Annotated in this window: 29 protein-coding genes and 1 riboswitch; of the genes, 12 read left to right on the top strand and 17 right to left on the bottom strand. The window is 52.6% G+C overall.

The genetic code is table 11. The features are described from left to right. The first annotated feature begins 45 nt into the window (after positions 1-45). The 4 genes from ACMGG1_RS09645 to mntP all read left to right on the top strand — a co-directional run bounded on the left by ACMGG1_RS09645 (position 46) and on the right by mntP (position 3,202). Positions 46-846: a PTS mannose/fructose/sorbose transporter subunit IIC gene (locus ACMGG1_RS09645; RefSeq protein WP_017893113.1), complete on the top strand. Its 801-nt coding sequence runs from the start codon at positions 46-48 to the stop codon at positions 844-846. Between the two features lie 15 nt (positions 847-861). Beyond that, on the top strand, positions 862-1,704 hold the full coding sequence (locus tag ACMGG1_RS09640) for a PTS mannose transporter subunit IID (RefSeq protein WP_012145539.1): 843 nt from the start codon (positions 862-864) through the stop codon (positions 1,702-1,704). A gap of 53 nt (positions 1,705-1,757) precedes the next feature. Beyond that, positions 1,758-2,216, top strand: coding sequence for a DUF986 family protein (locus tag ACMGG1_RS09635; protein ID WP_020827301.1), 459 nt, complete (start codon positions 1,758-1,760; stop codon positions 2,214-2,216). 221 nt (positions 2,217-2,437) lie between these two features. After that, positions 2,438-2,625, top strand: a riboswitch (yybP-ykoY riboswitch). A 7-nt stretch (positions 2,626-2,632) separates the two neighbouring features. After that, positions 2,633-3,202, top strand: a complete 570-nt coding sequence (gene mntP / locus ACMGG1_RS09630) for a manganese efflux pump MntP (RefSeq protein ID WP_041414651.1) — start codon at positions 2,633-2,635, stop codon at positions 3,200-3,202. Between the two features lie 100 nt (positions 3,203-3,302). On the opposite strand, the gene rlmA is transcribed toward mntP, so the two are convergent. Continuing rightward, entirely contained in the window at positions 3,303-4,124 is an 822-nt protein-coding gene (gene rlmA / locus ACMGG1_RS09625; RefSeq protein ID WP_262214903.1) for a 23S rRNA (guanine(745)-N(1))-methyltransferase, read from the bottom strand. A 142-nt stretch (positions 4,125-4,266) separates the two neighbouring features. Between rlmA and pgeF the strand changes: the two genes are divergently transcribed. After that, the gene (gene pgeF / locus ACMGG1_RS09620; protein WP_187961482.1) at positions 4,267-4,983 is read left to right on the top strand and encodes a peptidoglycan editing factor PgeF; all 717 of its coding nucleotides are present in this window, start codon (positions 4,267-4,269) and stop codon (positions 4,981-4,983) included. Positions 4,984-5,035: 52 nt separating this feature from the next. Here the strand turns inward: pgeF and cspE are convergent, their stop codons facing one another. From cspE to ACMGG1_RS09605, 3 genes are all read right to left on the bottom strand, one after another. Next, entirely contained in the window at positions 5,036-5,245 is a 210-nt protein-coding gene (gene cspE / locus ACMGG1_RS09615; RefSeq protein WP_002221949.1) for a transcription antiterminator/RNA stability regulator CspE, read from the bottom strand. Between the two features lie 41 nt (positions 5,246-5,286). Continuing rightward, entirely contained in the window at positions 5,287-5,403 is a 117-nt protein-coding gene (locus ACMGG1_RS09610; RefSeq protein ID WP_071593021.1) for a DUF2627 domain-containing protein, read from the bottom strand. A gap of 879 nt (positions 5,404-6,282) precedes the next feature. After that, a complete protein-coding gene (locus tag ACMGG1_RS09605) occupies positions 6,283-7,281 on the bottom strand; it encodes an MBL fold metallo-hydrolase (RefSeq protein WP_122079636.1) in 999 nt (332 codons plus the stop codon). Between the two features lie 222 nt (positions 7,282-7,503). Between ACMGG1_RS09605 and ACMGG1_RS09600 the strand changes: the two genes are divergently transcribed. Next, positions 7,504-7,794, top strand: a complete 291-nt coding sequence (locus ACMGG1_RS09600) for a hypothetical protein (protein ID WP_020827306.1) — start codon at positions 7,504-7,506, stop codon at positions 7,792-7,794. 38 nt (positions 7,795-7,832) lie between these two features. Here the strand turns inward: ACMGG1_RS09600 and ACMGG1_RS09595 are convergent, their stop codons facing one another. The 3 genes from ACMGG1_RS09595 to ACMGG1_RS09585 form a co-directional block, all read right to left on the bottom strand. Continuing rightward, on the bottom strand, positions 7,833-9,200 hold the full coding sequence (locus tag ACMGG1_RS09595) for an amino acid permease (protein ID WP_020827307.1): 1,368 nt from the start codon (positions 9,198-9,200) through the stop codon (positions 7,833-7,835). A gap of 176 nt (positions 9,201-9,376) precedes the next feature. Beyond that, positions 9,377-9,613, bottom strand: coding sequence for a DUF4060 family protein (locus ACMGG1_RS09590; RefSeq protein WP_020827308.1), 237 nt, complete (start codon positions 9,611-9,613; stop codon positions 9,377-9,379). A 67-nt stretch (positions 9,614-9,680) separates the two neighbouring features. Then, the gene (locus ACMGG1_RS09585; protein WP_020827309.1) at positions 9,681-9,995 is read right to left on the bottom strand and encodes a phage protein NinX family protein; all 315 of its coding nucleotides are present in this window, start codon (positions 9,993-9,995) and stop codon (positions 9,681-9,683) included. A gap of 169 nt (positions 9,996-10,164) precedes the next feature. Between ACMGG1_RS09585 and fos the strand changes: the two genes are divergently transcribed. Next, positions 10,165-10,572, top strand: a complete 408-nt coding sequence (gene fos / locus ACMGG1_RS09580) for a fosfomycin resistance glutathione transferase (protein WP_128864724.1) — start codon at positions 10,165-10,167, stop codon at positions 10,570-10,572. A gap of 49 nt (positions 10,573-10,621) precedes the next feature. Here fos and ACMGG1_RS09575 read toward each other — a convergent pair whose 3' ends face one another. Continuing rightward, positions 10,622-10,894 (bottom strand): YebO family protein, encoded by a 273-nt coding sequence (locus tag ACMGG1_RS09575; RefSeq protein ID WP_020827311.1) that lies wholly within the window; start codon positions 10,892-10,894, stop codon positions 10,622-10,624. Between the two features lie 99 nt (positions 10,895-10,993). Beyond that, the gene (locus ACMGG1_RS09570; RefSeq protein WP_044551945.1) at positions 10,994-11,152 is read right to left on the bottom strand and encodes a PhoP/PhoQ regulator MgrB; all 159 of its coding nucleotides are present in this window, start codon (positions 11,150-11,152) and stop codon (positions 10,994-10,996) included. A gap of 163 nt (positions 11,153-11,315) precedes the next feature. Between ACMGG1_RS09570 and ACMGG1_RS09565 the strand changes: the two genes are divergently transcribed. Next, positions 11,316-11,549: a YobH family protein gene (locus ACMGG1_RS09565; protein WP_020827312.1), complete on the top strand. Its 234-nt coding sequence runs from the start codon at positions 11,316-11,318 to the stop codon at positions 11,547-11,549. Between the two features lie 42 nt (positions 11,550-11,591). Here the strand turns inward: ACMGG1_RS09565 and ACMGG1_RS09560 are convergent, their stop codons facing one another. Beyond that, positions 11,592-11,831 carry a DUF2766 family protein gene (locus ACMGG1_RS09560; protein ID WP_004945684.1) on the bottom strand — a complete coding sequence of 80 codons (240 nt, stop codon included), beginning with the start codon at positions 11,829-11,831 and terminating at the stop codon, positions 11,592-11,594. Between the two features lie 200 nt (positions 11,832-12,031). Between ACMGG1_RS09560 and ACMGG1_RS09555 the strand changes: the two genes are divergently transcribed. Continuing rightward, entirely contained in the window at positions 12,032-12,244 is a 213-nt protein-coding gene (locus ACMGG1_RS09555) for a YccJ family protein (protein ID WP_414161327.1), read from the top strand. Positions 12,245-12,701: 457 nt separating this feature from the next. Continuing rightward, complete coding sequence (locus ACMGG1_RS09550) at positions 12,702-13,088, top strand: helix-turn-helix domain-containing protein (RefSeq protein WP_041414657.1); 387 nt, start codon at positions 12,702-12,704, stop codon at positions 13,086-13,088. A 29-nt stretch (positions 13,089-13,117) separates the two neighbouring features. Here ACMGG1_RS09550 and ACMGG1_RS09545 read toward each other — a convergent pair whose 3' ends face one another. The 4 genes from ACMGG1_RS09545 to lysM form a co-directional block, all read right to left on the bottom strand. After that, complete coding sequence (locus tag ACMGG1_RS09545; RefSeq protein ID WP_046373320.1) at positions 13,118-13,471, bottom strand: DUF1304 domain-containing protein; 354 nt, start codon at positions 13,469-13,471, stop codon at positions 13,118-13,120. A gap of 427 nt (positions 13,472-13,898) precedes the next feature. Further along, positions 13,899-14,840, bottom strand: coding sequence for a pirin family protein (locus tag ACMGG1_RS09540; protein WP_142815072.1), 942 nt, complete (start codon positions 14,838-14,840; stop codon positions 13,899-13,901). Positions 14,841-14,936: 96 nt separating this feature from the next. Further along, on the bottom strand, positions 14,937-15,101 hold the full coding sequence (locus tag ACMGG1_RS09535; protein WP_020827317.1) for a hypothetical protein: 165 nt from the start codon (positions 15,099-15,101) through the stop codon (positions 14,937-14,939). 458 nt (positions 15,102-15,559) lie between these two features. Beyond that, on the bottom strand, positions 15,560-16,006 hold the full coding sequence (gene lysM, locus ACMGG1_RS09530) for a peptidoglycan-binding protein LysM (protein ID WP_020827318.1): 447 nt from the start codon (positions 16,004-16,006) through the stop codon (positions 15,560-15,562). 228 nt (positions 16,007-16,234) lie between these two features. Here lysM and ACMGG1_RS09525 point away from each other — a divergent pair, with 228 nt between their 5' ends. Continuing rightward, on the top strand, positions 16,235-16,426 hold the full coding sequence (locus ACMGG1_RS09525; RefSeq protein ID WP_262255548.1) for a YebW family protein: 192 nt from the start codon (positions 16,235-16,237) through the stop codon (positions 16,424-16,426). Positions 16,427-16,556: 130 nt separating this feature from the next. Beyond that, entirely contained in the window at positions 16,557-16,781 is a 225-nt protein-coding gene (locus tag ACMGG1_RS09520) for a biofilm development regulator YmgB/AriR family protein (protein ID WP_020827319.1), read from the top strand. Between the two features lie 83 nt (positions 16,782-16,864). Here the strand turns inward: ACMGG1_RS09520 and ompC are convergent, their stop codons facing one another. From ompC to astB, 3 genes are all read right to left on the bottom strand, one after another. Further along, the gene (gene ompC / locus ACMGG1_RS09515; protein ID WP_046373317.1) at positions 16,865-17,947 is read right to left on the bottom strand and encodes a porin OmpC; all 1,083 of its coding nucleotides are present in this window, start codon (positions 17,945-17,947) and stop codon (positions 16,865-16,867) included. Positions 17,948-18,597: 650 nt separating this feature from the next. Next, a complete protein-coding gene (gene astE / locus ACMGG1_RS09510) occupies positions 18,598-19,581 on the bottom strand; it encodes a succinylglutamate desuccinylase (RefSeq protein ID WP_128864728.1) in 984 nt (327 codons plus the stop codon). 11 nt (positions 19,582-19,592) lie between these two features. Continuing rightward, complete coding sequence (astB, locus tag ACMGG1_RS09505; protein ID WP_128864729.1) at positions 19,593-20,933, bottom strand: N-succinylarginine dihydrolase; 1,341 nt, start codon at positions 20,931-20,933, stop codon at positions 19,593-19,595. Positions 20,934-21,008: the final 75 nt, after the last annotated feature.

Here is a 21,008-nt window from a genome sequence, read left to right as displayed (position 1 = left end):
CAGTAATTATTTTACTCAGAGATCTTTGGTCATAGGAGAAGTGCAATGGAGATTACCACTCTTCAGATTGTACTGATATTTATCGTTGCCTGTATCGCCGGGATGGGTTCCGTTCTCGACGAGTTTCAATTTCACCGTCCGCTGGTCGCCTGTACCCTGATCGGTTTTATCCTCGGTGATATGAAAACCGGTATCATCATCGGCGGTACGCTGGAGATGATCGCCCTGGGCTGGATGAACATCGGTGCGGCGGTTGCGCCAGATGCGGCATTGGCGTCCATTATATCCACCATTTTGGTTATTGCCGGCGGACAAAGCGTCGGTGCCGGTATCGCCCTGGCCATCCCGCTGGCGGCAGCCGGACAAGTTCTGACCATCATCGTGCGTACCCTGACCGTCGCTTTCCAGCACGCTGCGGACAGCGCGGCAGAACGCGGCAGTTTACGCGCCATCACCTGGTTGCATATTTCCGCCCTGCTGTTGCAGGCGATGCGTATCGCTATCCCGGCGGTTATCGTCGCTATCTCGGTCGGCACTTCTGGCGTTCACGCGCTGCTTAACTCGATCCCGGAAGTCGTCACCAGCGGCCTGAACATCGCCGGCGGGATGATCGTGGTGGTCGGTTACGCCATGGTGATCAACATGATGCGTGCCGGTTATCTGATGCCATTCTTCTACCTCGGCTTCGTTACCGCCGCCTTCACCAACTTTAACCTGGTCGCGCTCGGCGTTATCGGCGTGGTGATGGCCGTGCTGTATATCCAGCTCAGCCCGAAATACAACAAGTCACAAGTTGTGCAAGCCGGCCCGGCTAACGCCAACGACCTCGATAACGAACTGGACTAGGAATAGGTGAGAGAAATGGTTGATACAACAGCTCAAAAGAAACTCACGCCAGCCGATATTCGCGGTGTGTTTATGCGTTCGAACCTGTTCCAGGGTTCATGGAACTTCGAACGTATGCAGGCGCTGGGTTTTTGCTTCTCCATGGTGCCGGTGATCCGTCGCCTTTACCCGGAAAATAACGACGATCGCAAACAAGCGATTAAACGCCATCTGGAGTTCTTCAACACCCACCCTTACGTGGCGGCGCCGGTGCTTGGCGTGACCATGGCAATGGAAGAGCAACGCGCTAACGGCGCGCCGATCGACGATGCGGCAATCAACGGCATCAAGGTCGGCTTGATGGGGCCTCTGGCCGGCGTAGGCGACCCGATTTTCTGGGGGACCGTTCGTCCGGTATTCGCCGCGCTTGGTGCCGGTATCGCCATGAGCGGCAGCCTGCTGGGTCCGATTTTATTCTTCGTCCTGTTCAACCTGGTGCGCCTGTTGACCCGCTATTACGGCGTGGCCTACGGCTACCGCAAAGGGGTGGATATCGTTAACGACATGGGCGGCGGCTTCCTGCAAAAACTGACGGAAGGAGCGTCGATTCTCGGCCTGTTTGTCATGGGGGCATTGGTTAACAAGTGGACGCACGTGAATATCCCGCTGGTGGTGTCTAAAATCACCGACCAGACCGGGCATACCACGGTGACCACGGTGCAGACTATCCTCGACCAGTTGATGCCGGGCCTGGTGCCGTTACTGCTGACCTTTGGCTGTATGTGGCTGCTGCGCAGGAAAGTGAATGCGCTGTGGATCATCATCGGCTTCTTCGCCATCGGTATCTTTGGTTACTGGGTTGGCCTGCTGGGCCTGTAAGACGATTATCAGCCGGGGGAAACCCCCGGTTTTTTTATTTGTGGAGTTGAAAGATGTCGCTGACCGATGGCGTATTACTGATTTTCACCGCGCTGATGCTGGTGTATGCGATTTACGACGAATTCGGGATGAACCTGCTGAAGGGCAAAACGCTGCTCAAGGTACAGCTAAAACGACGTAACCGGATTGATTGTCTGATCTTTGTCGGTCTGATTGCCATTCTGATTTATCGTAATGTCACGACACAGGGTGCTGCATTAACCACCTATCTGCTTATTTCTTTAGCACTGATCGCCGTCTACATATCCTATATTCGTTGGCCCAAGATGTTGTTTAAAGCACAGGGTTTCTTTTATGCCAATGCGTTTATCGAATATAACCGCATTAAGGCCATGAATTTATCCGAGGATGGCATTCTGGTCATCGATCTGGAGCGGCGCAGACTGCTGATTCAGGTCACGCAATTAGACGATCTGGAAAAAATATATCACTTTTTTGTTGAAAATCAGTGAGTAAAAATAACCTCAACAGAACCTCTGTTCTCGCCATGCGCTGAATGTGGATAATTAATCACCAGCGCACAAGGCTACCTGATTATTATTTATGCAACATTATTGCACTCGCCTACATTATATTCCGTCTTGCATATTTCATTAATGAAAATAATTATCAATTCCAAATAAATATCCATGGGGAATAAGGGTTGTTGCCAACGGAAATAATATGGTATGGTTGCGCCGTCATTGGGGAGTAGCCGGTTTCTGGACAATTAAACGCCAGAGACGCCCGTATCAACATACTCGTTTTAATCATTAAAACGTGGTGCGGGCAGCCAGGTAAGGTTGGCGAGACCATAGACACGTAACTCCGTCGTATGGTTGGGGGTGGGTTACGTGTATATGGAGCCGCCCGGCCGAGGCTATTTTACATGAACTTGTCAGCTACTCTCATTCTCGCTTTTGGCATGTCTATGGATGCGTTTGCCGCATCGATCGGCAAAGGTGCCAGCCTGCATCAGCCCCGTTTTCGTGAAGCGCTACGCACCGGACTCATCTTCGGCGTGGTTGAAGCCATTACGCCGATTATCGGTTGGGGCATCGGCCTGTTCGCCAGTCAATACATCATGGAGTGGGATCACTGGGTCGCCTTCTCGCTGCTGTTTATTCTCGGTATGCGCATGATTGTCGAAGGCGTCAGAAACCGCCCTGAAGAAGAAGAGAAAGTGAAGCGTCACGGATTCTGGCTGCTGGTGGCCACGGCTATCGCCACCAGTCTGGACGCTATGGCTATCGGCGTCGGCCTGGCGTTCCTGCAGGTAAACATTGTGCACACCGCCATGGCTATCGGCATGGCCACCATGATTATGGCGACGCTGGGCATGATGATTGGCCGCTTTATTGGGCCATTACTCGGTAAACGCGCTGAGATCCTTGGCGGCGTGGTGCTGATCGCCATCGGCGTCAATATTCTGCTGGAGCATTTGGGCTACCTCGCCTGAACCGACAGCACCCAAAGAAAACCTGCCAACGGCAGGTTTTTTTGTTTCTGCCCACCTTAGTCGGTCAGGTCATCGCTGGCCCGCACTCTGTCGGGCGGCATTAAGCATGCCGGCGGCGATAGAGCGCAATAACGAAATCTGTTTCGCAGAGGAAGGTCTCACTGGCGCTCAGGCGCTGCTGGACCTCTGGAGAGGCCCGCCAGGCAAAAGGCGTCATCTGCAGCAGATTGGCCGCCTGCTCGCCCGGCAGCGTCATCGGGTAGGCCAGCGATTCGACCCGCTCACAGTCAAAGCCTGCGAACTGCTCATTCTGTTCAGCATGCAGTTGCACCTGCTGATAAACCTGCTCTTTTAACTGATACAGATGGCGTGGACCAGGCGATACCGTCACCACGACGCCACTGGGTTTCACCACCCGGGCCAGTTCTTCCGCCTTGCAGGGCGCATAAATACGCAGAATGGCGTCTAAAGAAGCGTCGGCGAACGGCAGACGATGGCTCGACGCTACGCAGAATGACACCGCAGGATAACGCTTGGCCGCATAGCGGATTGCCACCTTGGCGACATCCAGCCCATACAGGATCATATTGCGTTGTTGCGTCAATCGGGCAGCTACTTCCGCCGTGTAGTACCCCTCGCCGCAGCCGATATCCAGCAGCGCCTGTGCGTCGGGTGCCAGCGCCTCATCCAACAGCTCGGCTACCCGCTGCTGCAAAGGCCGATAAAAACCGCCATCCAGGAACGCGCGCCGCGCCTGCATCATTTCCGTACTGTCGCCGGGTTGCTTCGAACGCTTGTGCTGTACCGGCAGCAGGTTGACGTAGCCCTCTTTGGCGCAGTCAAACTGATGGTTAGCGTCGCAACGCCATTGCGGTGAGGAAAAATGAAGCGGCTGATGGCACAGAGGGCACTGATAAGACATGGCTTGGGTTCCAGAGAGATACGGCGCGGCTAGTCTAAAGAAGGCTTCTGTGTGATGCAAGGCGCATCCCATGGGGGCTAGCCAAGCAGGAAAAAAACTGACTACACTGACGCTAAGTTTTCTGACGCAGGTAAAGACGTTTATGACCGACTATTCCCCGCTTCTCAACCGCGTTCCCGCTATTCGACACGGTTTCGGCAATAAGAGCGCGTTGCTGCCTGGGCATCTGCAGCCCTATCGCGCCACCTTGCCGGAAAAAAAACAGGTACACGGCACGCGCATTGTCGACGTAACGCAGGCAGCACAGGCGTGCGGTGAAGCCGATGGGTTCTATACCCGCCAGCCGGGCATTCTGCTCAGCGTGTTAACGGCAGACTGCCTGCCGGTGATTTTCAGCCGCCATGACGGCTCGGCCATTGCAGCCGTGCATGCCGGCTGGCGTGGGCTGCTGGATGGCGTTCTGGAGCAGCTGGCGGCGCGTATCGCACAAGATGACTCAACCACCAACTGGGTCGCGTCCATCGGCCCTGCGGCCGGCCCATGCTGTTATGAGGTGAATGAAGAACTGGTCGAACGGTTCAAACAGCAGTTGCCGCTGCCCGCCAGCTTAATCAGTCCCCACTATCGTCACCTGGATCTGGCCGCAATCGCCGAATCCAAACTTCGCGAGCTGGGGTTCGCCGCCGTGGACCGTGCCGGCAGTTGCACTATCTGCACGCCAAATACCGACCGGCTCCAGCCACAGCGCTTTAAATACACCAGCTATCGGCGCAACAGTCACCGTCGCGAACAGGATCCCACCCACCCTGGCATCACCGGACGCAACCAGTACGCGGCCATTATTATCACCGGCGAATAACAGAAACGAAAAAACCCGCACCAAGGCGGGTTTTTTGTACAGCTGACGCTGATTAGATTGCAGTAACGTTTACTGCAGATGGGCCTTTCTGGCCATCTTGGATTTCGAACTCAACGTTCTGGCCTTCAGCCAGGGTTTTGAAGCCGTTACCCTGGATTGCAGAGAAGTGTACGAACACGTCTTTGCTGCCGTCAGCTGGAGTGATGAAACCGAAACCTTTAGATTCGTTGAACCACTTAACTTGACCTTTGATCTTTGCCATCTTGAGTATTTCCTTTGGATTGTTTAAACCGCCCGTAGGCGTTACATAGACAAACTAGAGTCGTTACTGCTTGAGGCACTAAGATAAGGATCGGCAGAGAAGCGGTATTCAACGCTAACGTTTTTACTCAGAACTTCTTTACTGAAAATGCCACACATATACAGAACTGTACCTCGTTTTACCCAGATGCGTTATCACATACTCTGTATTCGATGGCAAGCCATTTTTAATCACTGATGGAGCTGTCGCACATATTTGAAACGGTCGAGAGCAATATAAGCTTAAATAGGCTAAAAGATGTTGAAGCCTTAGCTATTTTCTGCTTAACCCTTACACTGCGCTACACTCCGCATCCTGACTGAATTTTAACAATTCTTTCATCCGATTGCCCCATGAATGTTGCAACATATAACCCCAGCCCGACGCTTAGAACGTTAAAAAATTTGAATCTTTATGGAATTTCTTATACGACATTTGAATATCGGTGAACGGGCGTATTGGAGACCGGCTGATCCGACCATTGGGTTGCCATCCGGACGGCTCAACGCTGGCATAGCCCACTCTTCGGCAATCCCTCCGCATGCAACAGCACAATAATACCAGGGTAAATTATTGCCACGCTCGCCAACTGACCATAATTTATGCAACCCAAGCCCTACCATGAAAATCAAATAGCGTGCCACTTTTGGGTGCATAAGCATGCAAAATCAGAATTTACGCACCGTGGTCGTGCATCCACAGAGAAATACATCCTCCGTTACGCCGTTAAATAACGCCAATAACCTTGAGGTCAGTGCGAACCTATAGCGAAATTAAATCTTAAAAACCGAGCGGGTATTTATGCGATCAAGAGCAATTGCGAGTTGACGTATTTATTTTATCTTTTGTCGCGCCGCTACCCTATTCAAGTCAACCGGTTAGGCCAGGTTGTGGATATTGCCGTCCGGCAAGCTGCCCACATCGCTACAACCTGCGGTGGGACTGGCTTGCGGACGGCTACGGGGGCGACGCCAGCCCCGTTTGCCACGAATTAACGCTTAAGAGTTAGGTTCAAGCAGAATGCGCTCACCAATTTTAATTGGCCGGAACCGGTGTTGCTCTATCCCGGCCGAACTCAACGCCAGTTTTAATTGCTGCGGCGGCTCATCCAATGACTCATCGGCTAATTCAAAAACACCCCAATGGATTGGAATGACCTGCGGCGCATTTAATTGCTGATACAGCGTCACCGACTGTTGCGGATCCATATGTTGTTCCTGCATGAACCAACGTGGTGCATAAGCGCCTATCGGCAACGCCGCCACGTCGAAAGGCCCTAAACGCGCGCCAATGTCCGCCAGCCGCTCCGAATAGCCGCTGTCGCCCGAAAAATAGAATCGAAGTGCCGGATGATGAATCACCCAACCGCACCATAAAGAGCGATTGCGGTCCCACAGGGTGCGCATGCTCCAGTGGCGCGCCGGCGTACTGTGAAACGTCAGGTCACCCAACTGCAGGCTATCCCACCAGTCCAGCTCCTCGACCCGTTGCAGGCGATAGCGACGGAACCAACTTTTCAGCCCCAACGGGACGATAAAGGTCGCGTGCGGAAAACGACGCGCCAACTGCCTGATGGTGCGCCGATCGAGATGGTCATAATGGTTATGCGAGATCAATACCACGTCCACCGTCGGTAACTGCTGCACCGTCAGTGGCGTTGGGGTCTTGCGCTTTGGGCCATAAAAACTCAACGGCGATGCGCGCTGCGACAACACCGGGTCAATCAGAATGTAACGCCCTTCAAGACGCAGCAGCATTGAGGCATGCCCCAACCACCAGATACCGTTGTCGCTGCCGCTGAGGTCTGCCTGCTGCCACCAGCGTTGGGTAAACTGTTGGTACCCCATTTGCGGCGGCTTGGGCAGGCCCTGCTGCTTGCGCTCATTCTGCCAGCGCTTCAAATCCCCTTCCCGGCGCAGAGTAGGCTCCGGGTTACGAAACCCTTGCGGCGTATGGTGCGCTTTGCCGGCATCATAGTAACGATTGGTTATCTTCAAGTTGCTCTCCCGACCACTGCGGACACCCTGCACGGGCAGTTTCGATAACATAACAAAATAGACGATTGGTGCGCTTTGTGAACTGTGCTCACCTCAGGGGGGACCTTTTTGCCTAATGTGGTGTCACAATCCCTGTGAGAATGCCAGGGCCGCCTAGAGCCTGTTAAGCATCTCTTAAGATCCTTGTGTTTTACTTATAGGACATTCAGAAAAGGAGAAGTTATGAGCCGTTCTACATCACGCAAATCACGTGTTCGCATGGGCCGTATCCGTAGCGCGATGCTGGCACAGATGCAGTATTGGAAAATGTATGTCGCGATGAAACTGCGCCGCGTACGCGTGCCGGCACCCCTGGTGCTGTTGTTTGGCGCGATGGTGAGTTTTTTCATGCTGGCCGTATTGATGCTTAGCGTGGTCGCTATCGATGTCATCACCACGGTATTCCTGCTGTGCAGGAAGCTGTTGGGGTTGGGCCGCTCCGCACCGGGCAATGCCTTTATGCCACGCGGCTAAATGAAAATGGGAGGCGCAAAACGCGCCTCCGTTAAACCTTAACGCCGAACGTTAGCGCCCTTGCGGCGCGTCAGCCTGAACCCCACCCACAACAGCAAGATCCACACCGGCATCAGCAACACCGAGATACGGATCCCCTCGCTGAAATACATGATGACCAGGATTAGACTGAGGAACACCAGGCACAAATAGTTGCCAAACGGGTACCACAGCGCCTTGAAGCTCGGGATCACGCCCTGACGGTTTTTCGCCGCGCGGAAGCGTAAATGCGCCAGGCAAATCATCACCCAGTTGATCACCAGCGTGGACACCACCAGCGCCATCAGCAATTCAAACGCCTTGCCGGGCATCACATAGTTGATCAGTACACCGACAGAGGTCACCAGCGCCGACAGCGCAATCGACAGCACCGGCACGCCGCGCTTGTTCACCCGCGTCAACGCCTTGGGCGCATTGCCCTGCGTAGCCAGGCCGAACAGCATGCGACTGTTGGCATAGACGCCGCTGTTGTACACCGACAGCGCTGCCGTCAGGACCACCACGTTAAGCAGGGTCGCCACCAGGCTGCTGTCCAACGCATGGAAAATCATCACGAACGGGCTACCGCCTTCCACCACTTTGTCCCACGGATAAAGCGACAGCAGGACCGTTAGCGAACCGATATAAAAAATCAGGATGCGGTACACCACCTGATTGGTGGCCTTCGGGATGCTGCGGCGCGGATCGGCGGCTTCGGCCGCAGTGATGCCGACCATCTCCAGGCCGCCGAACGAGAACATGATCACCGCCATCGCCATCACCAGCCCGCTGATGCCGTGCGGCATAAAGCCCCCCTGCTCCCACAGGTTGTTGAGGCTGGCTTGCGGACCGCCGTTGCCGCTGGCCAGCAGCCAGGCACCAAACAGGATCATACCGACGATCGCCACCACCTTGATGATGGCAAACCAAAACTCGGTCTCGCCATACAGTCGGACATTGACCAGGTTGATCAAATTGATCAGGACAAAAAATACCGCGGCGGAAACCCAGGTTGGGATGTCCGGCCACCAGTACTGAATATAAATACCGACGGCGGTCAGTTCGGCCATGCCGACCAAAATGAACATCGCCCAGTAGTTCCAGCCGGAAAGAAAACCGGCGAAATCGCCCCAATATTTATAAGCGAAGTGGCTGAACGACCCGGCAACCGGCTCCTCGACCACCATTTCCCCCAGTTGGCGCATGATCAGGAAGGCAATGAACCCGCCGATGGCATAGCCCAGCAATACCGATGGGCCGGCCATTTTAATGGTCTGCGCAATGCCGAGAAACAGGCCGGTGCCAATAGCGCCGCCCAGGGCGATAAGTTGTATGTGTCTGTTTTTTAAACCGCGTTTTAGCGGGGTATCCTGCTGCTGACCGCCCATCTTATCCTCATATGGCGTGGGAACCTGGCGCTGTTGCACAAGATTTCGCCATTCAATAAATGTATCTGCGGGCGGCTTTTTAACACTTAACCCCGTGAGCATCAAGGAGTAGCACCCCGGCGACGTCGGCCAAGGCGCTATTTTATGCTGGGATTAACGGCAGTAAGGGCAGGTTTTTAGCTGGACAGACCGCAAAGTTTGGTCAGGTTGCGGGCACCAATCATCAGCGTGGCGACGTAGGACTGGCGGCGTGTTACCACCTCTACCGCCACGCGATCGTTTTGATATTTTATCAGGTAGGTTGACGGCCAGCCCTGTCGGCGCTGACCAAAGCTTTCGGCATGACGATCGATTGCCGCATGGGCAATCACCAGATGAGACAAGTTTTTATCACCTTTAATAATGCGCTTCATAAACAGGCTCCGCCAGAGACAGTTCTGTTGTCATAAAAAGGGAAAAATCATCAGTAATTCTGGTGTTTCAACGGACCATTTCGTTGGTTTGCTGGCTCAGCAGGAAGCAGATCATTGCCGCACGCAGCGGGCTGCTGCTGTCCGCCTGCCATTCGCCGCGTTGGGTGATCATACGCGCCTGCCACTGCGGGTTGTCGCCCTGGCTGTCGGCATTCAGGCTGATTTTATTGGCGCAGATAATCGGCCAGGCATCGGAGGGATTCTTGCAATAGTCTTTACCTTTCACACCGCCGTAGGGATACCATTTGTCCGGATTTTCTCCGGTGATCAGCGCAATGCTGCGGTTCACCTCGGCGTCGCTTTCTTCATACCATTTAATCATCGGCTTTATCCATCTTTCGTAGAGTTGGCGCTACATTACGATGCCAATACGACAGATTTATGACAACGCGAGGGCTTTCCACATTATCTCCACTAATGTTTTTTCAGCTTTATCTTTTCCTGGGCGCTGATTACACTTTTTCCCTGTTTTGTTGCGCAGGAATACCGGCATGTTAACTGGCCTCAACCATCTGACGCTTGCAGTCAGCGACGTCAACCGCAGCTTCAATTTTTATAGCAACCGGTTGGGTTTTGTCCCACATGCTCGCTGGCAAACTGGCGCCTACCTGTCTCTGGGGGAGCTGTGGCTGTGTTTGTCATGGGACGACACGCGAGCCGTAAATTCAGCGAAGGATTACACCCATTACGCGTTCAGCGTGGCGCCGGCAGATTTCGCCAAGGTTGCTTCGCGGCTGCGCCAGGCTGGGGTTGATGAGTGGAAAACTAACCGTAGCGAGGGGGCGTCGCTGTACTTTCTTGATCCGGACGGACACCAATTGGAAATTCACGGCGGCGACCTGGCCAGTCGGTTGGCGGCGTGCCGCGCAGCGCCCTATCAGGGAATGGAGTTTTTCTAAGCGATGCGGGTGGCGTAAACTGGGGCACGCCACCCGGCAGAAAGTTTGATTAACGCTCGGGGATAAAACCTTTGAAATCCAGCGCCGGGCTGAGATCGTCATCGTCGATTACGCTATCGCCACGCGCGCTTTGCGCCAGGCTTTTCAATAATGCAGTCTGCTGACGCTGCTGCTCGGCAATTTCCTGCAGCAGACGGACCTGTTCATTGGCACGCACACTGGCACGATTCACCAGGAACCAGACCCATAATCCCACCAACAGCGCCAGCGCCGCGAGGGCCAGCGAAAGCAGGCTATTCGAACCAAAACCTAAATCGTACATGGACAACCCTATCTACTGCTAAAAACAGGCGCACATCTTAACACTCCGGGTGCGGGCACGAACATCTTGATAGTAAATTGTTATGCACCGCTGCGCATCTCACCAGGGAATGAAACGAGTAACGGAACACACCCCCAACGCAAAGGAGCCTCCCTCATCGCAGTAGCTATCCAGCGCCAGCAGGTAAAAAAACAGACAGGCCGCAAGGAACGCCACTATCACGAGGACTTTTTTTCGCAACAAATTTAGCAGCCTCATTGTTATCTTGATAATCTGTTCGTCATGCTACCACAGCTAACTTAAACGAAGTTTAACCTGTCGTTTAGAAACCGTTTTGACGATGACTTTTCAGATTGTTACCGTTGCAGCCTGCGTCGGCGCGTGGCTATATCGCAACGACGATAAATAAACGGGAGTTATAATGAGTAAGCTGATTAAGGGGTTACTGCTACTGGCAGTGGTGTATGGCGTATTTTTGTTTTCGGGATACGGCGTATTGGTCGGCAGCAACAAGAACGTGGCTGGCCTGGGGTTGCAGTGTAAATATATGACCGCACGCAATGTGGTGATTGCTCAGTATCTGCACGGGGACAACGGCGTCATTGGCGTGGCCGACTGTCCGCTGTTCAAAAAAGTCGAAACGGTGGTGGATTGATCACCACCGCCCGAAACCGTCGCCAGGCGGCGGTTTCCCCCATTAGTTGCGGGTAAACTTCATCTCAATCAGCGCAATCGCTTTTTCGATCGCCCTGCGGGTCACGGGATCGGCACCGGCAGGATGAGTGGAGAAATCGATGCTTTTCAGCTGGCTTGCCATCTTGTCACGCACCTCGGTCGGCGCGATAACGTCGATAACATCCAGAATCTGTTTGATCACCAGTTGGCAGGCAACCAGGTCGGAGGCCAATTCCTGATCGTTGCTCAGCATGTCTGACATAATTACTTTCCTTCTTGATTCAGTCGCCGCACAGAATAACATGTCACCTGGTGCTTTGCCGCCCCCAGGTTGTTTGCCGCTGAATTTCAACGTTATTGCGCATCGGGTGCCAAAATGCCCGGCCGTATTGGCCTATACTTAAAGTTTAAGCGACGCGCTTACCGGCGCATCCTTCAGCCACACCCCAACAGGAGAAAGTTATGGCAAACCACAATGTGAAATCCTGGGCAACCGTACGTGAAACCTCGGTTGAAATCGCGGAGGCAATTTTTGAGCTGGCAAAAAACGATGAGGTTCTGGCACAAAAAATCTGGGACGAAGGCAGTGACGAAGCGTTGCAAATGGCTTTCGCCAAAACCAGTGCCGACCAGCTGTACTGGGGCGAAGAAACCGTAGAGCGAAAAAACGTCTAATCCACGCAACTCAGCAATAAAAAGCCCGGGTCACTGCTGCGCCCAGGCTTTTTCGGTTTTCGGTCAACCCCGACTTGGGGTCGTGTTGTTCCCTGAAATCACGGCTCTTCACCTCCCACACCTTCCGCATTATTCATTCTCATCACCGGCGTCACCATAAAAGCGGCAACGCCCACAATCACAACCAGAGTAATAATCACTGTCATTAACATGCGATCACCCCTTCAACGCTGAATTGTCACGGCTGACTCTGCTTTGGCGGTTATTTTTTGCGACCAGAACCACTGCGATATCAGCGGTAGCGGGCAACCTCAGATTAGCCGTTTTTCCTTCCGCCTGACAAGCTGCTTGACGATGGTTTTTCCGAATAATTTCGCCTGGGTGACGGCGGTCTTTTTGTCCATGGCGGCAAGTTGTGTATACTTCAGCGCTATGTAGATCTCACACAGACGCACTGATGATACAAGAACACCACCTCTCATTAGTCTGCGCCCTCAGTAAATGGGTCGAAACTCACCTTGGAAGAGTGATCCATCTTGAAGAGCTGGCCGAGTATTCCGGCTACTCCCTGTGGCACATGCAGAAGCTGTTCAAAGAAGCGACCGGGATTTCGCTCGGTAAGTATATTCGCGAACGCAGATTGGCCGGGGCGGTTTACCAGTTGCGCACCAGTGACGCCTCCATCTTCGACATCGCTCTGGATTTCGGTTTTGGCTCGCAATCGCATTTCACTTATATGTTCAGAAAGCGCTTCAACATCACGCCTTATGATTTCCGTCAGGATTTAAGCGTCGACCTGCATATCGCCCCGCCGCTGCACGTCATTCATCAAAAAACCGCCTGACTCTCTTTCCCGCCGCCGCTAACGGCGGGCTAATGCGCCCACAGCACCACTAAAATAGCGACCAGCGCGGGCAGCGCCTGTACACGGAGAATCTTGCGGCTCGCGGTCAGCCCACCAAACACGCCCGCCACCAGCACACACCCAAGAAAGAACAGTTGCACCGCCGGCTCCTCACGCCAGACGCCCCAGGCTAATCCCGCCGCCAGAAAACCGTTGTATAACCCTTGATTGGCCGCCAGCACCCGCGTGGCGGCAGCAAACTCCGCGGTGGTGGCGAACACTCGCCTGCCGGTAGGCTTCTGCCATAGGAACATTTCCAGGATCAGGATATACAAATGGATCGCTGCAATAAGCAACACCACTATATTAGAAAGAATTATCATTGTTATTAGCAGGGTTAATCAGATATTGGGTTTTATAAGTATAACCTCACTGAGAATATTGCGAATATATCGACATAAAAAAACCCGCCGTAGCGGGTTTATTGCATAATCATTCAGAGTTAGCTCAGAACAACAACCAGCATGGCTGCGATAGAGATCCAGAACGCCGCCGTTGCAATAACAACATGGGATAATCTTGCACGATAGAGTACTTGGCTCATATTAACCTCACAGGCTTCTGACTAGCGGTAGATAACATCACTTCTTGAAAGTTATCTTAATCCACTGCTCCGACCATTTATTTGCGCAAGATCACTATTTACCAGATAAACTATATCGATGCGAAAACATGGAATTCCGATCACATTAATTTAACGTTAATAGAGCGAAATGAATAAAAATATCCCGTTGTTATAGCACGAAGGTATCAATCATCGCTCCAGGGCAGGCGTGGCGCGGTCATGCGGGGACCACAATAGCCGACGACATCGGGAAAACGTGAATTCCCCTGCTCCCAATCACGCTGCGCACGGCTAATCTCTTGTTTGCTGTGGCCGACAAAATTCCACCAAATGAGAATCTCTTCGGTTAATGGCAAGCCACCGATTAATAATGCACGACTTCCTTTCTTGGCACGTAACTCGATACGGTTAAGATTTATACCTAAATAGGCGAATTCATCAGGTGAAAATTTTTCATCATTAACCTCAAATGCACCAATAAGGGGCAATAAACCTATTTCAAAATCTTTTCGCAGAGGTAATTGCAAATAACCATCAGCCTGCCATTCCAAATCCATGGCGATTAACGGTGAAAAAGTCGACACCGGAGAGCGATATTGTTCGAACTCCCCCACCAGTAAAGTGTGTTTGACCTCATCGTGCAGCCAGCACGGCAAGTCGGGATAATGATCGAAGCGCGGCGCAGTATCGGCATGTTCTGCAGGCAAGGCAATCCACAATTGTGCAGCATGCAAACGCCGTTGCTCACCGGTGGACTGTTCGGTATGCGCTATACCGCGTCCTGCGGTCATCAGATTGACCTGTCCGGGCCGTATCACCTGTTCGCTGCCCAGGCTATCCCGGTGCAGAACTTCCCCTTCAATCATCCAGGTAAAGGTTTGCAGACCGATATGCGGATGTGGGCCAACGTCCATCCCCTGCGAGGAACCGCTGAATACCGACGGGCCTGCATGGTCGAGAAAGCACCATGCGCCCAGCGTACGCCGTTCACGGGTGGGCAAGGCACGGCTTATCGGGATACCACCAACTTCGGCGTTACGTACGGCAATACGTTGGATCTGACGGATGCCGTCAACCACAGGACAATCACGGGAAGAGGATGAATAGGTTGGGCGGGAATTGCTCATGATTAACGCCTCCAGAACGACACACGGGTTGAGTGAGTAGCTGGACGCCAGCTTATCATGAGCAAGCGACCAGAACGCAACCCGGGAGGCAGAAGGCTACGACGCCTTTATATAGCAGCCTTTGATGTCGACCTCATCGCGCGCATGCTTGAGATCGGAAAAGTAAGTCACACCAAAAAGAATCGATACCACTAACAACACGGAAACCAGTAAACCGATAACGGCCAACAGCTTGGTTTCATCGTGGAGATTGTGCTCCATTTTATCTCCTGTATTGAACGACATCACGTCAGCCATAGCGTGACTGAAAGCGTAAAAATGATCAGGGAACAGGACGCTATCGCCAGCACAATGACAGCGAATTGCGCGTCTCCCAAAGTTTCACGGTAGTTTTTATCTTGTGAGGTATTACGTTGTTGTTTCACAGAATCTATCTTAACTCATCACGCGTTAACGTTTTTGTGAAGGGTGATTGATAAAAGCCCGCCATTGCGGGTTTGTCAGATTCCGCGCCCAATGCCACTCAGACCTCAAGAGTGGCAAGACGCTATCAACTTTCCTCACCAGGGTCAACACTCCCCCAGAACTGAGATGACCAAGATTACGATGCATTCAAAAGTCTTATTAAGACAATAAAATAATTAGGCTAACTTATGCAAGTAAACATAAAAAAAGCCCGATAACAGATCGGGCCAGGCAGTGTCGTGCTGCTGTGGGTATTACTGCGGAATACGCAGCACCTGCCCCGGATAAATTTTGTCCGGGCTGGACAGCATTGGCTTGTTCGCTTCGAAAATCTTGTTATACAGATTTGCGTTGCCATACACTTCTTTCGAGACCGCACTCAGGGTGTCGCCCTTCTTCACGGTATAGAAACGGCTTTCCGCGGCGGCTTGTTCAACCGCTACTTTGTCTTCCACGCCGCTGATACCTGCCACGTTACCGATGGCCACCAGGATCTTCTCTTTCAACTCCTGACTGACCGCATCCCCGGTTACTACGGCTTTACCGTCAACCACCTGCACATCAACCTTATCGATACCCGGCAAGCCGGTTTTATTGAGATGGTCCTTCAGTTTGGCGCTTTGATCTTCGGCTGTCGCATTGCCGGTCACTGTGTCCCACAGTTTCTCGCCCGCTTCTTTGACGAAGTTAAACAAACCCATATTCACTCCTTTCGATGGTTAGCATGTTGCATTGACTTAAGACTTATTAAGCTTAGCACTGCAAGAGGGATATTCAATTGGTCCAACAGTATTAAGCGGTTAGAGTAATCCGAAAGTGCCAACTTTCATTGCCAATCTGTCCTTTTATGCAGCACCTGACATGAAACAATCGCTGAAGTTACCTACAATAAGAGCATGGAAGGATTAGGAGGAAGGATATAAGAAGCGATGTACGCCTTGGTGATGTTTGTCTGTTATCTGGACGGCGGCTGCGCCGATATCGTGCTTGACGTGCTGCGTGACGAACGCCAGTGCCTGATCAGTATGAAAGAACAAAACCTGCGCCACGCCGGCTGCTTCCCATTTGAAGATTTTATCGATGGCTTTTGGCTACCCGCCAACGAATATGCGCCGATGTAAATCGCCAAAAGACTTTTATACTACTTTCCTCTGAGGAATTTCTGAATTCACCGGAAAGCCGGCATGCCGACGATGCTTTATGCCACTATTTTGCTAAATTGCCTCACCCGAACGATATGGAGATGGCGCGATGCCCGTTTCTACCTTCTCAAACGAACACTACGAAGCCCTGTTACGCGACGTCAGCCTGGTGGTCGGCGGCGCGGTCATTCAACTGATCAATCTCAACAAAAAAGTTTCCGGCAATAATATTCTGGCCCATTTGGTTAACGAGATTGAACATGAAACCAATCAGCAACGCTTTGCTACATTGCGTTCCGCCATCGAAGTGATGGGGCAAGCCCCCAAAGGTTAACAACCCAATAAAAAAGGCAGAGCTTTCGCTCTGCCTGATTACCGTTTTATCCCGACACAGGAAGAAGGTAATGGTGTTGAAACTTAGAAACGATAGGTCAGGTTCACTGCCACGACGTCGTCAGTGCTCAGCTTCAGTTTGTTATCGTCGTTCAACTGGTTGATTTTGTAGTCAACGTAGGTGTACATGTTTTTGTTGAAGTAGTAAGTCGCACCCACTTCCACGTATTTCACCAGATCAACATCGCCAATCCCTTCGATATCCTTGCCTTTAGACTGCACGTAGGCCAGAGAAGGACGCAGACCGTTTTCGAACTGGTACTGGGCCACAACTTCGAAGTTCTGCGTTTTGTTGGCGAAGCCAGATACGCCGTTGCCGCTGATTGGCGTCATGTTGCGCGTATCGGCGTACATGGCAGCCAGGTAAACCTGGTTGGCGTCGTATTTAATCGCTGTGGTCCAGGCCGTTGCGCTGTCGCCTTTACCGTAAACAGATTTTTTCTGATCGCTGGTGCGGTTGGAATCCGAGAATGCCGCCGCTACGCCGATACCGGAGCCGCCGATGTCCTGGTAATCCAGGGACATGCCGTAGCCGTCGCCGTTTTGTTTGGTCACACCGCGGCTGTCGCTGTCGTTTTTGCCCTGGTACTGCAATGCCAGGTTCAGGCCTTCCACCAAGCCGAAGAAGTCGCGGTTACGGTAGGTAGCCAGGCCGTTGGAGCGCGCGGTCATAAAGTTGTCGGTGTAGCTGTAGGAGTCGCCGCCGTATTCCGGCAGCATGTCGGTATAGGCTTCAGCGTCGTACACCACGCCGTAGTTACGGCCGTAGTCGAATGAACCGTAGTTGGCGAATTTCAGGCCGGCAAAGCCCAGACGGGTTTTGGTGCCGGCAGTGCCCTGCGCTTCATCGTGGTTGGCCTGGACGTTGTATTCCCACTGGCCGTAACCGGTCAGTTGGTCATTGATTTGCGTTTCGCCTTTAAAACCGAAGCGGACATAAGTCTTGTCGCCATCTTCGGATTTGTCATCGCTGAAAACATGTTTGGCGGCTACGCGACCGTACAGGTCGAGTTTATTGCCATCTTTATTATAAATTTCTGCCGCGTTGGCAAAGGAGGTCATTGCCCCTAAGGCAATAGCTAAGGCTAATACACTGCGTTTCATCATTTATTTTCCTAGATATTATAATTTTAATTTCTGCCCATCACGCCCAATTTATGGTTTGGGCTGTGATCTTTATCATTTAGTGTTTTATGAGCGCCTCTAATTAAGAAGCCATGTGACATTAGCATCATGAATCCAAACTTAAAATAAAAAAGTTCATAAAACACCGTGGATAAAGCATGTTTATGTGTAACAAAATATTACAACAAAGAAGTCAATCAACTCATTGATTCATATTGATATTTATTACATATCTTATAACCAATTTGGTGCGACGCACCATAAAGGTGCAATTTGGTTTCCTTTTGTATGCTTTCCATTCGATTCATAAATACCATGAATCTTAGCATGGTTACTAATAACGTTACTTATTTCACATTTTTATCTGAGTAAAGTCATTGCGGTGATTTAGTGTGTTTCGCCACGTTTTAAGCAAGTCTTTTACCGCTTCGAATAATTAAATCGATTCAAACCATCAAAAAATGACGGCAAAAATAAATTCAACATAAAATATAAGTTTCGATAGAGAGACTATAAAGAAGGGGAAGTAACAGGAATTATCAGCAGGATATACCACCGTTATTTAAGGTTGCAGCCGACATCGCTACAACCTTAAATACTGTAAGTATAAAACCGTATTCGAAACTGACAGGTTAATACAGCGTGCTGCGCGGCGCTTCAATCAGCACCATACCGGCGCGCAATCCAAGTGCGACCTGGGGATTAGGGAACAAAATCCATTCTCTGGCATGCTGAACCCGGTACTCCTCCCCCGGTTGTTCACACAGTAACGTCCCCTGCTCCAGCTCGGTAAAATTGGCGGTATCATCACTGAGATGCAGTTTGAACGCTTCACTACGTTTGATCAGCGATCGCTCAACGCGGAACACCCGCAGAGCCTCTCCCATTCGCTGCGGCAAGGCTTCGCCACTGACTGCCGCCTGCAGTGCACGGTTAATGGCCGCAAATTGCTGTAAATCATTGCTACCAAACGGCCGCGCCTTGCCCAGTTCCAGCGTACAGCTGGCGGCGCCGGCATGCTCACTGGTGAAATTACTGAAGGTGCCGCCCGGCGCACTGTGGATCACCAACGCATCCAAATCGGCCGCGTCCAGCAATGCCAGCATCTCGGCACTGTAAGGCCGGGTCTGGAAAGGAAGAATCCCGAAGCGCGGCAGGCGCGAGTCTCGGATAGCCGTATGCAGATCATAATGGAAACGTGTCGCTTGCTCACCGTCGAAAAACGCGGCGACGGCCTGCTCCAGTTGCTGCGCCCGCACGGTTTCGTCGCTGTGGCTGAAATCGCGATAGCGGCCGCCAAACATCCGGTTCATGTCGCTGTGCAGGTACCGTTTATTGGCGCGCATTGACGGTGGATTGCCCAATATCACCAGCAGCCGAACCACCAAAGTTCGCTTGCCGCCAAGCAGATCCTTGACCAGTTGATTGAGCAGCTCAATCGGCGCCGTTTCATTGCCGTGGATCCCCGCCGACAGCACCACCGCCTGCCGGTATCCCCGGCGCGGTGTGATTTCCAGCAGGCCTTCCCCCAGCCAACGCCAGTGTAAATCCGCATTTTCGCCCCGTTGCTCTTCGGGCGTTTGCCCTTCCAGCGTCAGAGCCAACAAATCAAACATGATGACATCGCCTATTGTTGGAAAGGATAAACCGATCCCAGCCCGAGGATGGTCGTCAGGGTATCCAGCGCATCGCGCCCTTCACGCAGCAATTGCGGGTCAGCCAAATCGTTCTGCGTCAGACGATCTCGGTAATAGCGGTCAACCCAGTCATTGAGCGTAACGAACAGCGTATCGTTCATCATCACGCGCGGATTGACTGCCCGCAATTCCTGCTCGTTCAGCGCCACACGTAATCGCAGGCAGGCAGGCCCACCGCCATTGCGCATACTTTCACGCAGATCGAACACCTTGATTTCATCAATTGGTCCGCCACTGGCCACCATCTCGCTCAGATAGCCCCACACGCCGCGATGCTGGCGCGACTCTTCCGGCACCACAATCATCATCTTGCCGTTAGGCTTGGTCAGAATTTGGCTGTTGAACAGATAGGTCGCTACCGCATCCGCCACGGAAACCCTCGCCGTCGGCACCTCAATCGCCACCAGTTCGCTGTCCAGCGACGCCATTTTGCGACGCACTTCATCCAGCGCCTGCTGCTGCTGATAAAACGCCTGCTGATGGTGGAACAATACATTCTGGTTACTGACGGCGATAACGTCGTTGTGGAATACGCCCTGATCGATCACCGCCGGATTCTGTTGCACAAACACCGTATGTTGCTCATCCAACTGGTGCAGACGGGCAATCGCCTCCCCGGCCTCGCGCGTCTGGCGTGCCGGATAGCGAGTTGGGGCGATTTCTCCGCCAAACTCCTGTCGGCCGTAGACGAACATCTGCACGCTACGCTTGCCATAATCGCCGCCCAGTCGGTTGTGGTTGGCCGCGCCTTCGTCACCAAACAGCGCCACCTGCGGCAAAGCCTCATGGTGGGCGAAATGGCGTGGATCGTTGAAAATCGCCCGCAGCACGCCGGTGGTGGTCTCGGCCTCAATCGCGCGATGGAATTTGTTGTTCAGATTGGCCGCGGTGAAATGCACTTTGCCATCCGCGCTGTCCGCCGAAGGTGAAACCGTGGCCGCATTGGCGGTCCACATGCAAGAAGCCGAGCTGAGCGCAGACAGCAGGCGCGGAGACTGCTTCATCGCCTGCGCCAAGACCGTTTCGTCGCTGCCGCTGAAACCCAACTTGCGCAGCATCGGCAGGTGCGGTCGTTCCTGCGGCGGCAATACCCCCTGCTGAAAGCCGAGATCCGCCAGCGCCTTCATCTTCAGCAGACCCTGTTTGGCCGCCAGTTTCGGATTCGACACGCTGTTTTGATGCTGGGTCGAGGCCTCATTGCCAAATGACAACCCGGCATAGTGATGCGTCAGGCCCACCAGACCATCGAAATTGACTTCATATCCTGACATGCTTTTCTCCTGGGCCCAGCAAGCTCGGCCCTACTCAAAACATACCCTATGAATTTCAAGTTGCAGACAGGCGAG

The organism is Serratia sp. BNK-12 (genome assembly GCF_047456085.1).
In the GTDB taxonomy this organism is placed as follows: domain Bacteria; phylum Pseudomonadota; class Gammaproteobacteria; order Enterobacterales; family Enterobacteriaceae; genus Serratia; species Serratia liquefaciens.
This window is presented reverse-complemented; position numbering and strand designations above follow the sequence as displayed.

Bases quoted from the DNA above. Each gene is read 5' to 3' on its own strand.
- ACMGG1_RS09535 (WP_020827317.1), bottom strand. From the start codon at position 15,101: ATGGAGCACAATCTCCACGATGAAACCAAGCTGTTGGCCGTTATCGGT.
- ACMGG1_RS09540 (WP_142815072.1), bottom strand. From the start codon at position 14,840: ATGAGCAATTCCCGCCCAACCTATTCATCCTCTTCCCGTGATTGTCCT.
- ACMGG1_RS09565 (WP_020827312.1), top strand. From the start codon at position 11,316: ATGAGTAAGCTGATTAAGGGGTTACTGCTACTGGCAGTGGTGTATGGC.
- ACMGG1_RS09525 (WP_262255548.1), top strand. From the start codon at position 16,235: ATGTACGCCTTGGTGATGTTTGTCTGTTATCTGGACGGCGGCTGCGCC.
- mntP (WP_041414651.1), top strand. From the start codon at position 2,633: ATGAACTTGTCAGCTACTCTCATTCTCGCTTTTGGCATGTCTATGGAT.
- pgeF (WP_187961482.1), top strand. From the start codon at position 4,267: ATGACCGACTATTCCCCGCTTCTCAACCGCGTTCCCGCTATTCGACAC.
- ACMGG1_RS09595 (WP_020827307.1), bottom strand. From the start codon at position 9,200: ATGGGCGGTCAGCAGCAGGATACCCCGCTAAAACGCGGTTTAAAAAAC.
- ACMGG1_RS09610 (WP_071593021.1), bottom strand. From the start codon at position 5,403: ATGTGTGGCATTTTCAGTAAAGAAGTTCTGAGTAAAAACGTTAGCGTT.
- ACMGG1_RS09555 (WP_414161327.1), top strand. From the start codon at position 12,032: ATGGCAAACCACAATGTGAAATCCTGGGCAACCGTACGTGAAACCTCG.
- ACMGG1_RS09550 (WP_041414657.1), top strand. From the start codon at position 12,702: ATGATACAAGAACACCACCTCTCATTAGTCTGCGCCCTCAGTAAATGG.
- ACMGG1_RS09600 (WP_020827306.1), top strand. From the start codon at position 7,504: ATGAGCCGTTCTACATCACGCAAATCACGTGTTCGCATGGGCCGTATC.
- astE (WP_128864728.1), bottom strand. From the start codon at position 19,581: ATGTTTGATTTGTTGGCTCTGACGCTGGAAGGGCAAACGCCCGAAGAG.
- ACMGG1_RS09560 (WP_004945684.1), bottom strand. From the start codon at position 11,831: ATGTCAGACATGCTGAGCAACGATCAGGAATTGGCCTCCGACCTGGTT.
- cspE (WP_002221949.1), bottom strand. From the start codon at position 5,245: ATGGCAAAGATCAAAGGTCAAGTTAAGTGGTTCAACGAATCTAAAGGT.
- fos (WP_128864724.1), top strand. From the start codon at position 10,165: ATGTTAACTGGCCTCAACCATCTGACGCTTGCAGTCAGCGACGTCAAC.
- ompC (WP_046373317.1), bottom strand. From the start codon at position 17,947: ATGATGAAACGCAGTGTATTAGCCTTAGCTATTGCCTTAGGGGCAATG.
- ACMGG1_RS09640 (WP_012145539.1), top strand. From the start codon at position 862: ATGGTTGATACAACAGCTCAAAAGAAACTCACGCCAGCCGATATTCGC.
- rlmA (WP_262214903.1), bottom strand. From the start codon at position 4,124: ATGTCTTATCAGTGCCCTCTGTGCCATCAGCCGCTTCATTTTTCCTCA.
- ACMGG1_RS09585 (WP_020827309.1), bottom strand. From the start codon at position 9,995: ATGATTAAATGGTATGAAGAAAGCGACGCCGAGGTGAACCGCAGCATT.
- astB (WP_128864729.1), bottom strand. From the start codon at position 20,933: ATGTCAGGATATGAAGTCAATTTCGATGGTCTGGTGGGCCTGACGCAT.
- ACMGG1_RS09575 (WP_020827311.1), bottom strand. From the start codon at position 10,894: ATGTACGATTTAGGTTTTGGTTCGAATAGCCTGCTTTCGCTGGCCCTC.
- ACMGG1_RS09520 (WP_020827319.1), top strand. From the start codon at position 16,557: ATGCCCGTTTCTACCTTCTCAAACGAACACTACGAAGCCCTGTTACGC.
- ACMGG1_RS09590 (WP_020827308.1), bottom strand. From the start codon at position 9,613: ATGAAGCGCATTATTAAAGGTGATAAAAACTTGTCTCATCTGGTGATT.
- ACMGG1_RS09570 (WP_044551945.1), bottom strand. From the start codon at position 11,152: ATGAGGCTGCTAAATTTGTTGCGAAAAAAAGTCCTCGTGATAGTGGCG.
- ACMGG1_RS09635 (WP_020827301.1), top strand. From the start codon at position 1,758: ATGTCGCTGACCGATGGCGTATTACTGATTTTCACCGCGCTGATGCTG.
- ACMGG1_RS09545 (WP_046373320.1), bottom strand. From the start codon at position 13,471: ATGATAATTCTTTCTAATATAGTGGTGTTGCTTATTGCAGCGATCCAT.
- ACMGG1_RS09645 (WP_017893113.1), top strand. From the start codon at position 46: ATGGAGATTACCACTCTTCAGATTGTACTGATATTTATCGTTGCCTGT.
- lysM (WP_020827318.1), bottom strand. From the start codon at position 16,006: ATGGGTTTGTTTAACTTCGTCAAAGAAGCGGGCGAGAAACTGTGGGAC.